The organism is Vreelandella sp. DA03-1M, assembly GCF_055725665.1.
In genome coordinates, this window is the sequence record NZ_CM146798.1 from 3,068,789 (window position 1) to 3,081,780 (window position 12,992).

The following is a 12,992-nucleotide window of genomic DNA, read 5'->3' on the forward strand; positions in this document are numbered from 1 at the left end:
CACCTTTATCATCGTTATTCATTATAAACATCTTATATTAATTAAAGCGTCACTTAGTTAACCATCAGTTTAGCTTTTTAGTAGCTATAAAAATTAATAATTAATTTTATTCAACCAAAACCTTCCTAGCTTGAGCAATGATTTTTTCACGAAACTTTATCAATTTAGGCAACTGAGTTTCCCAATAATGTAAATACAATGAGATATCTGTTTTTTCTGTTGGCATCAAATCAATCAAATCAGCCGATATGATTTTTTCTTCATATTTAGGTAGTGGCATCATGCCATAACCTATACCAAATAAAACTGCCTCATAATATGCTTCAGATGAAGGAATATAATGACAAGAACAAATATCTTGCATTAACCCAAAATTATTTTTTAAAAAATCTTCTTGCAATCTATCTTTTTCACAAAAAACAAGTAGTGGAGAATTTTTCAACGAGGTAAAATTAACTCCATTTTTAAACCATTTTTTATAAAAGACACTAGAGCAAGCTAGCTTATATCTCAACTTACCTAAGTAAACCGACTTACAGGAATTAAATGTTTTTTTCTTAGAAGTAACTGCCATTATCGTTAGTCCAGACTCTAATGCTAGATGGGTATAATCTTGATCGTCAATATAAACATCTAACATCACCTCTCCCGATTGAAGATATTCAGCTAGAACAGGCATTAACCAATTAGATAATGAATCATTATTAACAGCTATAGAAAATCTTAATTTGTTTTTTTTGACATCAATGAATTCATTCATGAATTCATTATCTAGATACTCTATATTTTTAAGATGACGGATTAATTTTTTTCCTTCCTCAGTAGGTCTACAGGGCCTGTCTCTTATTAAGAGTGACATCCCCATTTCAACCTCTAAAGCCCTCACTCTCTGAGAAACAGCAGAAGTTGTAATGTTCAGCTTACGAGCAGCTCGTTCGAACGAACCTGATGCCCTGGTTTCATAGAATAAGCGCAGCACTTTGGATCACACAGTAGAGGAAGGAGGGCCAGCGCCGGTACCCTCTCGACTTTACCGACCAAAGTGAAGCAGAGCATGGGATACCGACAGCTGACCCAAGTCCAACGATACCAAATTTTTGCCTATCTTGAGACCGGCATTAGCCAGCGAAAGATAGCTAAGGCCATTGGCGTCCACAGCAGCACTATTAGCCGCGAGATAAAGCGCAACGGGCTGACCAGTGGTTATGCGCCTGAACAGGCCCAATCGGCAAGCGACCAGCGCCGACGTACCGCTTGGAAAGTGACGAAGCGGCTGCCCAGCCTGATTCGCTGGGTCACTGGCCAATTGAGGGACGAATGGAGTCCTCAACAAATCAGTGGTTTTATGGCCAATGCCAACGGGGTCTGCGTAAGCCATCAGTGGATCTATGCGTTAATCTGGGACGACAAGAAGCACGGCGGAACCTTATGGAAACGGCTCCGATTGCCACGCCAGCGGCGCTATCAGCGCCAATTAGCTAAGTGGGCGGGGTTAGGCAAAATCCCGCACCGAGTAGGCATCGAGCAGCGCCCTAAAGAGGTGGAAGAACGGCGCCATATCGGACATTGGGAAGGCGACACGGTACTCAAGGGTCACAAAGAATCCGGATTGGTGACCCTGGTCGAAAGACGCAGTGGCTATCTCTTGGCAGCGCGGCTGCCCACAATCACCGCCTCCAGAACGGCTCAGGCGATGACGCGACTATTGGCACCACGCCGTGGGGCAGTGCACACCATCACTTTGGATAATGGGTCGGAATTCGCCGAGCACAGGAAAGTAGCCAAGGCCGTCTCGGCAACGACCTATTTTTGCGATCCATACCGCTCATGCCAGCGTGGCACCAATGAAAACACCAATGGCCTGATTAGGCAGTATTTTCCTAAAGGAACTGACTTCCGCAAAGTGACCAATGCCGAGCTACGGAGTGTCGTCACTAAGCTAAACGATAGACCAAGAAAGCGACTGGGATACAGAACCCCAGCCCAGGTGTTCTTAGGTGAATACTCAGGAGCACTAGAAACCGCAGGTGCTGCACTTATTCGTTGAATTCAGGGCGACAACTTCAATTAACGCCATCTTTTTTTTAGGGTCAAACATATAACCTCCAGGAATAAAAAAATATCACCTAGGACTAACCAATAAATTCACAATGTGTAAAATAAATATAAAATCCAATAAAAACAACTAATTACATAAAGACATAACTCTATGTCTCCTATTTAAATGTCATGGCTATTTAACAATCTAAAAAGCGATCCTAACAAGGTTTTTGTTAAGAAAAAATTCACCCCATCAACTTATTCTTAACATAATTTACAAACCAACCATGAGATACGAAAGTGAAGCTGCCAAACAAACAGGAGGCGTATCATGAAAGCATCTGATTTAAAAGGAAAAACTATTGGATTTGCAGCATCTGGAGGCCTGGATAGCTGTACTATTACCCACTGGCTGTCTTCACAAGGAGTAAAAGTTATTTGTTTTACAGCCGATCTTGGCCAACCTGATGAAGATAATTTTTCTGATATTAAAGAGAGGATGCTAGCATCAGGGGCCTTAGATTTTATTTCAATCGATTTAAAAAAAGAAATAGCCGAAATTGGTTTGGAACTAATTCAGTGCAATGCTCGGTATGAATTTGGGTATTGGAATTTAACAGGCGCCGCTAGGCAAGTGATACCTGAATCCGTGAGACCGGCCCCCGGAAGCACTTCTAACCCACTGACCTGCATGGCAATATAGCCATTATCGCCATTCACCCAGACAGTGCCATGCCCAACATAAAGTTCCGCGCCAGTCGCCGCACCCTCACCAGCCACGCCGGGCTGTCCATCATCGGGCAATGCTTCGAGATCGCTGGCGTCGACAGCATCGACAGCCGCTTCCCCACCACGCTGGGCATGCGCACCAGTGACGTGATCAAGAGCTACCTGGGCCTGCTGTGTCTGGGCATGAGCGACTATGACGCTGTCGAGAACTTCCGCCGCGACAAGCCCTTCCAACAACTGCTGACCCTGCAGAAGGTGCCGAGCGCGGCGACGCTGCGACAGCGGCTGGAGAAACTTGCCGCCAACGACCTGCAGGCGCGCACCGCCACCTGGTCCACGACCCTGCTGTCACTGATCGAAGCACCGATCACCGCCGAGACGACGCACGTCTGCCTGGACATCGACACCTTCGTCATGGACAACAGCAACTCGAAGAAGGAAGGCGTCTCGCGGACCTACCAGAAGGTCGATGGCTACACCCCGATCGCCGCCTATCTGGGCAACGAAGGGTGGTGCCTGGGTCTGGAACTGCGGCCTGGCAAGCAGCACACCATGAAGGAGAGCAACGCCTTCCTGGAGCGGGTACTGCCTCGCGCCCAATGCTTGACCAAGCAACCGATCCTGTTACGCGAGGACAGCGGCTTCGACAGCCAGGCGCACCTGGCGCTTCTCGAACAGCAACGCCAGGTCTTTGCCGACGAGGGGCGCCGGCTCGACTATGTCGTCAAATGGAACCCGCGTGGCTCGGCCACGGCTGATCGAGATACCTGGCTGGCGGTGGCGGCGGACTACTGGGAAGAGCTGCGTCCTGGCAAGCGCCAGGCGCTGTGGACGCAGACCGTCTCGATCCACGACGACAACAAGACCGAATACGTCGTCCAACGCGTGATGCGCCTGGTCGAGCGCACCGCCGATCGCGATGGCCAGTTGCTGCTCGAACCGGACTATGAGTTGGAAGGCTGGTGGACCAGCCTGGACGAGGCGCCGGAGGCGGTGATCAAGCGCTACCAGGCGCATGCCACCCATGAGCAGTTTCACAGCGAGATCAAGACCGATCTCGACCTGGAGCGCTTGCCGTCCGGCAAGTTCGCCACCAACGATCTGATCCTGCATCTCGCCCAGTTGGCCTACAACATCCTGCGCCTGATGGGACAGCTGGGCATGACCGGCGAGCTGAGCCCGGTTCGCCACCCGGCCAAGCGGCGCCGGCTGCGCACCGTGCTACAAGAGTTGGTGCACCGTGCGGCTCTCGTGATTCACAAGGCACGGCAGATCATCCTCGACTTCGGGCAGGATATCGGGCGCATGACGGTGCTCAAGACGCTGCGGAGCCGACTGCGTTATCCACGAGGAACGCCATGCTGACCGTCAATCGGCGACACTCTATCCACAAGCAGTTCCAAGCGACACGCGATCGCCAGATATGTCGTGCCTGGCGGGTGGAAAGGCATGACAAAACGGGCCGTCAGCACCGATCAGCACGGTGGGTTTTGGCAATAACGGGCTTGCGAAAGCCAACTTGCACGGGGCGAATGATCAAAAAGTGCTCGCTGGCGGTGATAGGGAAAGTGTCGGCGCCGGCTTCACGGATTCAGGTGATAGTTAATGGTATCGTTAGAAATCTAAAACCTTACAATTTAAATATACTTAGCCATGGAGCGACAGGAAGAGGCAATGATCAAATCAGATTTCAAATAATAGCTTCCATGCTAAACCCAAATTTAGATTTTTATGCTGCATGGAGAGACGAAGAATTTCTAAAAAACTTCAAGGGTAGAAAAGAAATGATTGATTACTGTATTACACATAAAATACCCATTAAAGCTTCCAGTGAAAAGCCTTATTCAACTGACTCTAACCTATTAGGCCTTACTCATGAAGGTGGATTACTTGAAGATTTAAAAAACTCAGTATATGAAGTTGAACCTGAATTAGGATTTTGGCCAAAAAATTGCCCAGATGAAGCATTAACCATCAAGTTGACTTTCGAAAATGGAATTCCAAAAAAACTTAATAACGACACAGTAAGTTTAATTGATTTATTTTCTAAATTAAACCATATAGGTGGTGTACATGGAGTTGGGATAGCTAAGAACTTAGTTGAGAACAGAATTATTGGCGTTAAATCAAGAGGTGTATATGAATCTCCTGCCATTGAGATCTTAGGCAATTGTTATCAATACTTATTAAGCATAATTGTTGATAAAAGAACCCTAGAAACTTACAAGTACATGTCAAATGAGTTAGGCAATAGACTTTATGAAGGATACTGGATAGATCTAAATAGCACCATGATTAAATCAGCAATTAAAAAAATCACCAATCTTGTAAATGGAGAAATCACAATCGAGTTGTATAAAGGAAAAATACAAATTATATCAGTTAAAAATGTAAAAAACTCTTTATATACTTTAGATGGATCAATGGAAAACGAGGGTAATTTTGATCACGCTGATTCCGAAGGCCTTGTTAAAATTCTTACCCTTAGTGCTAGAAATATTTCTAATGCTCAACAAGTGGAGGAAACCGATAATGATTAACAAACGAGCACTGTATATAGGTGATTCTTCCATATGGTCAATAAAAGCTGAAAATTATTTAAGATGTATTTTTTTAAATGTTGATTCTATTCAGTATAATTACGACAAAGATGAACCCCCGAGTAGTATCAATTGGTTTGGTGATTGGATTTTCTCTTTCAAGTCTGACTTGATCTTACCTATAAAAACTTTAAATTCTGCAAAAGAAGCAGCAATAAATTTTCATCCCGCCCCACCAAAATATAGAGGAATTGGAGGTTATAACTATGCATTACAAAATAAAGACTTAACTTATGGCAGTACTTGTCATTATATGGATGAAAAAATTGATCATGGTGAAATAATAGATGTTTCGTTTTTCTCAATATCTTCAAAAGAAAGCATAGATTCTTTAAAAGATAAAACTGCTGCATATTGCCTTACACAATTCATGTCGCTAGTTACTACTATAAGTAACGAAGATGACTTTCCACACAGTAATTATTCCTGGTCAAAAAAATTGCATACTCGGAAAATGCTGAGCGAAGTATATTGATTTCAAAAAAAGGAGTATTAAATGAAAATTTGGGCTGGTCGTCTTAGCAAAGAAATAAATGATAAAGTACTAAATTACACTGAAACAACCAACGCTGACTTAAGACTTATTAAGTATGACATTTTAGGATCTATAGCTCATGTTAAGATGTTACATAAGCAGAAAATAATAACTGAAAATTGTGAAAAAAATCTTTTATCTGCTCTTATCGAAATATACAGATTGAACGAAAATGAACTTTTCACCCTTGAGAAAGAGTACGAAGATGTACATCTAAACATCGAAAATAAAATAAACTGTATTATTGGAGATGAATTAGGTGGAATGCTCCATACAGCAAGATCTAGAAATGATCAAGTAGTAAATGACACACGGTTATATTTGAGGTCATATATATTAGAAATAAAAAAATCCTTAGAGGAATTCAGCGATAATTTATTATTAAAATCAACCGAAAACATGAATTCTTTAGCAGTAGGATATACGCATGTACAACCAGCTCAGCCAATATCTTTGGCTTTCTGGTATACAGCTTATGTAAGTATTTTTAACAGGGATATCACTAGATTAGAAAATACATTCAATAGTACAAACTGCAGCGTTCTAGGATCTTGTGCACTTTCTGGCACATCATTCAATATCGACCGATCCTACACACAAGAGTTACTCGGATTTGACAATATTATTAGTCACGCGCTTGATGCTACAAGTTCAAGAGATTTTATAATTGAGTGCTTAAGTACCCTTTCGATAATAATGAGCAATTTATCCAGATTAGCAGAAGAAATTATTACTTGGAACTCTTTTGAATATGGCACTCTTAATATTGATGATAGCTTTACTACAGGAAGTTCTATAATGCCTCAGAAGAAAAACCCTGTAGTAGCTGAATTAGCAAAAGGAAAGGTAAGTAGGGTATATGGCGCATTAATGCAATCTCTTGCTATGGTTAAAGGTGTTGGCCTTGGATATAATTGTGACCTACAAGAAGACAAACCGTTACTTTGGGATGCATTAGATACTACAATTCAAACCATTAAGATACTTGATGAGCATATTAAAACATCATCATATGACTCACAACGCGCATATGATATATGTTGGGATAGTTTTTCAACAATAACAGAGTTAGCAAATTGGTTAGTCACTAATAAAGGCCTGCCCTTCAGAAAATCTCATTTAATAGCTGGTCAATTAACTAATTTTTTAATTTCAAAAAAAGCCACTTTGAAAAATTCAAATATTGCACTATATTTTTTGAAATCTAAAGATATTGAATTATCTGAAGAAGAATACTTCGAAATACTTGACCCAAAAAATGTCATGAACAGACAAGTAAGTCTCGGCTCTACCTCACCTACCAGCGTTAAAATCATTATAGAAGAACTTGAAGAAAGCTTATTAGCACATAAGGAATTTACATTTAGGAAAAGCCTAGTTATTGAAAAAGCAGAATCTTCACTGTTAAAAATCAAACGAGGCTAATGTGTTGTCATATTTACAGGTGGGCCTTTATGCTTTTTTATTTGCCACTAGCATAATAATAGCTATAGGCCCGCAGAATATTTTCATAATAAAACAATCTATTTATCAAAAAAAACCATACCTAGCTGCTTTTATATGCGCTAGCTGTGATTTCTCTCTTATTACACTGGGCGTATATATTTTATCATCACATATAAATGATAGCTTATTAAGCATGTTGAAGTGGATAGGGATTTTATTTTTGATTATTTACGCTATTACAAACATAAAAGAAGCTATAAACCCTAAAAAAAACGTAAAAATTGAAAGTAACAAGGAAGAAAAAAAATCATTTTCCGCAAAAAACACAATAAGATTATCCTTTGCATTCTCTTTATTAAACCCTCACGTATACATTGACACAGTCCTGATCTTAGGGAGTCTTGGTGCCAAACATGAAGGATACGAGCGTTTATTTTTTATAATTGGTGCTAGCTTTGCATCATATTTATGGTTTTTTTTAAATGCTTACATTGGCACAAAAATGAACTATATTTTCTCAAAACCAGCTGTATCACGTAGCTTCGATATTCTAGTTTCATTAATAATGCTAGCTATGGCATATACTATATATAAGTTATAATTTAAGCCATCAGCCTACCCCTGCATTTACCGTTTCAGGTGATGAGCTCATTGCTGGTAGTTAACTCTGTCTTACCCTCCCGCTTGCCTGGGTGGTCATGAGCAGGCCGATCACAATCAGACCAGCCCCAACAAAATCCGCCATGCGCAACGGCTCCCCTAGTATTAGATAAGCGAGTAGTACGCCGAAGAACGGATTAAGAAGGTGATAGCTGGATGCCGTCGAGGCGCCGCTGATGCGGATCAGTACTAGCCAGAGACTCATTCCGCCGATGGTGACGACAAGTACCAGATGTGCAATCGCTATCATCGTAGCGGTAGAAGGCACGGCAAGCGGTTGCCCGAATACCATTGCCATGGGAAGAAGAGCGACAGCGCCCGCTATGGATTGCCAGAAATTAGCCTGCAAGACGGGAAGGCCTGCGCCTTGGCCGCGGAAGAACACAGTGCCACTGGCAAAGGCGAGCATGCCCCCAGTTGCCATAAGCACTCCCCAAATATCGATCTGCACCCCACTAGCAACGCTTGAGATGACCACCACTCCTACTAACCCCAGCGCTGCGCCGAGTAACTTCATTGGGGAAAGGGGCTCTACGCCCCACCATGCTGATAGTAAACTGGTTGCCAGCGGTGCGCAGCTAACAATAACAATAACGACCTGGGGGCGAACCGTCTGCAAGGCGGCAAAGCTCAGCCCCAGGTAAAGGGCGTTGTTAAGAACGCCAAGCAGCAATCCGCGCCTGATAGCAATGCGATCCCCATGAGTTGATGACCGGAAGCCGCCGCAGCTAAGGCAAATGGGCAGCATCAGTAACGCACTCAATAAAAACCGGATGGTGAGCAGCGTAAAGGGGTCAAAATCAGTCAGTGCAATGGCACCGGCTATAAATGCCGAACTCCAAACGATACTGAAAATGACCACCAAACCAGTTAATACGAAATTATTCATGCAGTCCCCTTAAAAGCGCCATCCTGCTTTTGCACCATCACCATGAAACTGATGGTGCATGGGAGTTACATGTAGTGGAAATTAATTATTAACCATTCATAATTAGATAAGTTAATGTTCAATGCGGAGATGAAGCGTGTTTAATTGCCAACCTTCCCCCTTGGGCGATAGGCGAGTCACGTTGGAACACCTTCGTGCTTTCGTACTGTTGGCCGAAGGCAATGGTTTTCAGCAGGCAGGTCTGCAGTTGTACCGTAGCCAGTCTGCGGTTACCCAAAGTCTGAAACGACTGGAGGAAATACTCGGCTGTAAGTTACTTGAGCGTCGCCAAGGTCACATCCTTGGTTTGACGGCAGACGGCGAGCGTTTTCTTCCCGCCGTCAATGAGATACTTTCCCGCACATCTGAGGCGGTGAGTGCCATGCAACAACCGGAAATTGCCGGACGTCTGCTGATTGGTGTTCCCGATGATTTCAAGGTGGTGGATCTACATGGCGCCATTTCCCGCTGCGCCGAGCTAAACCGCAATCTTCGTCTGGAAGTTGTCTCTGCGCTCTCCTCGCAACTGCTCCACCAGCTCGATAACAGCGGCCTTGATCTCGCCATCTTTAAGTGTGTGGGAGACTTCACGCCAAGCGACCAACGCTGGCAGTGTCATCTGCTGCGGCGAGAGCCCCTCCACTGGGTGGCCGCTCAAAGGCATGATTTTGACCGTATGTCTGATATACCGCTTGTTATCTTTCCTGACGGCTGTTGCTACCGAAGCGCAGCGCTCGCCGCATTGGATCAGCCCGGAAAGCACGGCTACAGCGCCTATGTCAGTGCCTCTTATGACAATATCCGTGCCGCTGTGTCGGCTGGTCTCGGCATCGGTGTGCTGCCCGCCAGTGCGCTTGCTGAAGACCACATTATTTTAGGCAAGCGGGAGGGATTTCCGGAGCTGCCGATGGTAGAACTCTTGATGGTTCAGGCGTCACAGAAGCGTGCCACCCAGCAACTGGCGGACTTCCTTACGCTTTCCACTGCGACGAAGTCACAATTCATTAGCACTCCCTTAGCCGATGCTACCCCAACCTGATAAGGGTGTCGGTTGACACCACCCCGCCAACAGTTGCTTGTCGAAGGCTCGCTATTTATTCTTAGAGGTACTGTTTTTTTTCAATGCGGTAGCGTTAGTGTATTAAAACGAGGGGCGAATGAAGGAAAACGCGCCGCGAATGGAGACCAAAGTGGTCCTGATCCGGCTGCCCTACGAGTGAGGCTACAGCCGCGAGCAAGTTTTTATGAAAGATACGTATTCTCCATCCTATGTAGCCACCTACCGGCGCGGACTCGAGCTGATCCGGTCTCACTATCCAAGATTTTTTATCCACCTCATATTAGTACTGATGCTCATGATCAGCATTGCGGCGGTGGGCGCATCTGTTCCCTATTTACTGCGTCAAACAACCAACCTCTTAATTGAGGATTCAGGTGATGTGGCAGTAGGTATGATCTACGTCTTCGCTACTGCCTATGCAGTCGGCTGGACGTTAAGCAACATGATGGAGTGGGGAAAGAATCTAGCCAGCGCATACGTAATGGCTAGGTGCGATGCGGCCGTGTATTCGAGTATTGTGCGGCGTCTGCTACGGTTACCTTACCAAGCGCAGCATCAGCTTGATACAGGTGTGGTCATGGCCGACGTGAACCGAGCGATGAGCAGTTTTGGCCTTATCAACCACGCCCTCTTCTGGACCATCACTCCGGTCGTCATCCAGCTTTGCTTTGTCTTTGGTATTCTCTGGCAGGTGATCAACCTCACCTTCGCAGCCGCCTTCATTCTGGCCATTGTTGTGCTTTTCGCGTTGACCTACCGAATTGCCGATACGACGACCCGCATCCACAAGCGCTTCTACCAGACGCATACACAGCTGAGTGAATTCCTCGCCGAGCGCCTACGTGCCCTGTACGACATTAAAATCAACCTCGCGGTTGGACATGAAGAACGCAAACTCGACCAGTATCTGAGCACTTATGTTCACACGGTATACGGGACCCATGCGAAGCTCAGCGGTTTGATGGGTGGACAAGTTCTCGCTGTGGGCGCCGTGCTGGGTGGGTTCACCCTCTATACCGTCAGCGAAACACTACGCCAGCGCTATCAAGTCGGCGATTTCATCATGATCACGACCTATGTGGTTCAACTCACCTCCCCCTTCGTCATGATTGCGGCGGCGCTGATCGACCTTAAGAAGAACTACGTCGCTCTAGGTGACGGCCTTAGATACCTTGACCTGCCGACCGATCCCCAGGCCGGGGCCGATATCACTCTGGATCATCAGCAGCCTGTCTTCACGCTACGCGAGGTAACCTTACGCGCCGATGACGCCACTTCCGCTATGCCGCTCAGTGTGGAAATTCAGTCAGGCAAAATGTACGGGGTCCGCGGCCCATCAGGTAGCGGAAAATCCACGCTGTTAAGAACCCTTTTGGGGCTTGAATCTCAAGCTGCTGGCGAGATCCTCTTCCACGGTGTCAGTGTTCGCCGCCTTTCACCGGAGGACATTCTTAGCGAAGTAAGTGTCGTTCCCCAAGCACCGCTGATTTTCAGCGGTAGCGTTCGCGAAAATCTTCTGTACGCGCATCCTCAGCCTGTGCCTGACCAAGAGCTCCTGACACTCATCGAACTGCTGGATCTAGAACGGATCGGCGGTGAAACCTCTGGAGAAGGTGTGCTGGATCGAGATGTCGGCGTACAAGGAAGAAATCTTTCCGGTGGGGAGCAACAGCGCATCGCTATTGGCAGAGCGCTGCTGCGCGGCACATGCACCATGATCCTCGATGAACCCACGGCAGCGCTGGATAGTGCGCGCGAGATAAAGCTCATGCAGGCGCTAAGGTCACGCGTTGAGACCCTGGTGGTAGTAAGTCATCGTGAGCAGGTACTTGCGCTTGCTGATGAATTCATTGATATCGGCCCGTGCAACACGCAGATTGTGGTAGAACAAGGGAGTTAAGCTTTGAACATTGGGGGTGCTCATTGGCGTGCGCATTCGGCTGCTGCTCTACGTCGCTTGTTACTCTGGCAGGCTGCTCCAGAAGAGAGTTATACACCCGGCCAAGGCTTGCCGCCTACACTCCCGTTGGTACTGTATAAAGGCACGAAGCGCTGGACGGCAGCCTAGTATGTCTACTTATAGCTAGCCAACGTCTTCATGTTTTTCTCGGCGTCTCGGAGACCAAAATGATTCACCCAACCGGCGTTGCAGGGGTAATCGCTAACAGTGAAGCAACAGCTAAGCTTGAGGCCCCCATCCATGAGCTTGACCAGACTCTACAATCATTTGGAGTAAATCGTTATGCGTACTTTTGCTCAAAGCGTCATGGATATTCACCCAGCATCGTTACAAATTTGCCGAATGAATGGCTTTCAGAATACGAGGAGGACGCCTTATACCGCATAGATCCGGTTCTAGATATCTCAAAGAGCACTGCTCTTCCTTTTTCATGGCTAACCGAAGAGCTAAACAATCAAAATCAACCGTTATCGACCAATGCCTTAAAATATAAAATCAATAGAGGATATACTTTTATCGCCATTTCCCATGGCTCAGAGATAGGCATACTCACTTTATGCTTAGATGACAAACAAGACGGACTGCATTCTATAATAAAGAAGAACGAAGCAGCCATTCAATTTTGTTTAATAAAACATCATGAACAACACAGAGAGCTATCCTCCCATCGCTTGGGCACCAGCGCAGATGTACAACTAAATAATCTCTCCTGTAGAGAAAAAGAAGTTTTACGCTGGATTGCCGTTGGCAAAACCTATTCAGAAACTGCGACTATTTTAGGAATCACCGAACGCACCATTAAATTCCACGTCGCTAATATAAAGCAAAAACTTGACGTTTACAGCTCACGGCAAATGGCCTCTATTGCAAGCGAACATGGTCTGATTTAAATGTAAATTAATACACTGATCCAGCCTTGCGTAATAACCAAATTTTTATGTACCCACCTCCCCTACCTGACCCTAGCCCGGATTTCTCACAGGGTATAAAAGAAAGCGGCTGAAAGTGTTAACGTTTCAGGGCCTTACACCAAA

At 45.5% G+C, this 12,992-nt stretch carries 12 protein-coding genes; 10 read left to right on the top strand and 2 right to left on the bottom strand.

Annotated features, from left to right (window positions below):
- Nucleotides 1–106: 106 nt before the first annotated feature.
- The gene (gene argP / locus ACXUPB_RS14415; RefSeq protein ID WP_472953031.1) at nucleotides 107–979 is read right to left on the bottom strand and encodes an HTH-type transcriptional regulator ArgP; all 873 of its coding nucleotides are present in this window, start codon (nucleotides 977–979) and stop codon (nucleotides 107–109) included.
- Between the two features lie 75 nt (nucleotides 980–1,054).
- Between argP and ACXUPB_RS14420 the strand changes: the two genes are divergently transcribed.
- The 7 genes from ACXUPB_RS14420 to ACXUPB_RS14450 all read left to right on the top strand — a co-directional run bounded on the left by ACXUPB_RS14420 (nucleotide 1,055) and on the right by ACXUPB_RS14450 (nucleotide 7,951).
- Complete coding sequence (locus tag ACXUPB_RS14420) at nucleotides 1,055–2,047, top strand: IS30 family transposase (RefSeq protein WP_472953033.1); 993 nt, start codon at nucleotides 1,055–1,057, stop codon at nucleotides 2,045–2,047.
- Nucleotides 2,048–2,371: 324 nt separating this feature from the next.
- Nucleotides 2,372–2,743, top strand: a complete 372-nt coding sequence (locus ACXUPB_RS14425) for an argininosuccinate synthase domain-containing protein (protein ID WP_472953034.1) — start codon at nucleotides 2,372–2,374, stop codon at nucleotides 2,741–2,743.
- 29 nt (nucleotides 2,744–2,772) lie between these two features.
- The gene (locus ACXUPB_RS14430) at nucleotides 2,773–4,134 is read left to right on the top strand and encodes an IS1380 family transposase (RefSeq protein ID WP_074210231.1); all 1,362 of its coding nucleotides are present in this window, start codon (nucleotides 2,773–2,775) and stop codon (nucleotides 4,132–4,134) included.
- On the top strand, nucleotides 4,128–5,309 hold the full coding sequence (locus ACXUPB_RS14435) for an argininosuccinate synthase domain-containing protein (protein ID WP_472953037.1): 1,182 nt from the start codon (nucleotides 4,128–4,130) through the stop codon (nucleotides 5,307–5,309). The genes ACXUPB_RS14430 and ACXUPB_RS14435 overlap by 7 nt, the downstream gene beginning before the upstream one ends.
- On the top strand, nucleotides 5,302–5,844 hold the full coding sequence (locus ACXUPB_RS14440; RefSeq protein WP_472953040.1) for a formyltransferase family protein: 543 nt from the start codon (nucleotides 5,302–5,304) through the stop codon (nucleotides 5,842–5,844). Before ACXUPB_RS14435 ends, ACXUPB_RS14440 begins: the two co-directional genes overlap by 8 nt.
- A 21-nt stretch (nucleotides 5,845–5,865) precedes the next feature.
- The gene (gene argH / locus ACXUPB_RS14445; protein ID WP_472953042.1) at nucleotides 5,866–7,329 is read left to right on the top strand and encodes an argininosuccinate lyase; all 1,464 of its coding nucleotides are present in this window, start codon (nucleotides 5,866–5,868) and stop codon (nucleotides 7,327–7,329) included.
- 1 nt (nucleotide 7,330) lies between these two features.
- A complete protein-coding gene (locus ACXUPB_RS14450) occupies nucleotides 7,331–7,951 on the top strand; it encodes a LysE/ArgO family amino acid transporter (RefSeq protein ID WP_472953045.1) in 621 nt (206 codons plus the stop codon).
- Nucleotides 7,952–8,011: 60 nt separating this feature from the next.
- Here ACXUPB_RS14450 and ACXUPB_RS14455 read toward each other — a convergent pair whose 3' ends face one another.
- Nucleotides 8,012–8,899 carry a DMT family transporter gene (locus ACXUPB_RS14455; RefSeq protein ID WP_472953047.1) on the bottom strand — a complete coding sequence of 296 codons (888 nt, stop codon included), beginning with the start codon at nucleotides 8,897–8,899 and terminating at the stop codon, nucleotides 8,012–8,014.
- 136 nt (nucleotides 8,900–9,035) lie between these two features.
- Here ACXUPB_RS14455 and ACXUPB_RS14460 point away from each other — a divergent pair, with 136 nt between their 5' ends.
- From ACXUPB_RS14460 to ACXUPB_RS14470, 3 genes are all read left to right on the top strand, one after another.
- Nucleotides 9,036–9,977: a LysR substrate-binding domain-containing protein gene (locus ACXUPB_RS14460; protein WP_427390004.1), complete on the top strand. Its 942-nt coding sequence runs from the start codon at nucleotides 9,036–9,038 to the stop codon at nucleotides 9,975–9,977.
- Nucleotides 9,978–10,182: 205 nt separating this feature from the next.
- The gene (locus tag ACXUPB_RS14465) at nucleotides 10,183–11,898 is read left to right on the top strand and encodes an ATP-binding cassette domain-containing protein (protein ID WP_427390003.1); all 1,716 of its coding nucleotides are present in this window, start codon (nucleotides 10,183–10,185) and stop codon (nucleotides 11,896–11,898) included.
- A gap of 227 nt (nucleotides 11,899–12,125) precedes the next feature.
- On the top strand, nucleotides 12,126–12,848 hold the full coding sequence (locus ACXUPB_RS14470) for a helix-turn-helix transcriptional regulator (RefSeq protein WP_472953051.1): 723 nt from the start codon (nucleotides 12,126–12,128) through the stop codon (nucleotides 12,846–12,848).
- Nucleotides 12,849–12,992: the final 144 nt, after the last annotated feature.

Bases quoted from the DNA above. Each gene is read 5' to 3' on its own strand.
- ACXUPB_RS14420 (WP_472953033.1), top strand. From the start codon at position 1,055: ATGGGATACCGACAGCTGACCCAAGTCCAACGATACCAAATTTTTGCC.
- ACXUPB_RS14425 (WP_472953034.1), top strand. From the start codon at position 2,372: ATGAAAGCATCTGATTTAAAAGGAAAAACTATTGGATTTGCAGCATCT.
- ACXUPB_RS14430 (WP_074210231.1), top strand. From the start codon at position 2,773: ATGCCCAACATAAAGTTCCGCGCCAGTCGCCGCACCCTCACCAGCCAC.
- ACXUPB_RS14435 (WP_472953037.1), top strand. From the start codon at position 4,128: ATGCTGACCGTCAATCGGCGACACTCTATCCACAAGCAGTTCCAAGCG.
- ACXUPB_RS14440 (WP_472953040.1), top strand. From the start codon at position 5,302: ATGATTAACAAACGAGCACTGTATATAGGTGATTCTTCCATATGGTCA.
- argH (WP_472953042.1), top strand. From the start codon at position 5,866: ATGAAAATTTGGGCTGGTCGTCTTAGCAAAGAAATAAATGATAAAGTA.
- ACXUPB_RS14455 (WP_472953047.1), bottom strand. From the start codon at position 8,899: ATGAATAATTTCGTATTAACTGGTTTGGTGGTCATTTTCAGTATCGTT.
- ACXUPB_RS14465 (WP_427390003.1), top strand. From the start codon at position 10,183: ATGAAAGATACGTATTCTCCATCCTATGTAGCCACCTACCGGCGCGGA.
- ACXUPB_RS14470 (WP_472953051.1), top strand. From the start codon at position 12,126: ATGATTCACCCAACCGGCGTTGCAGGGGTAATCGCTAACAGTGAAGCA.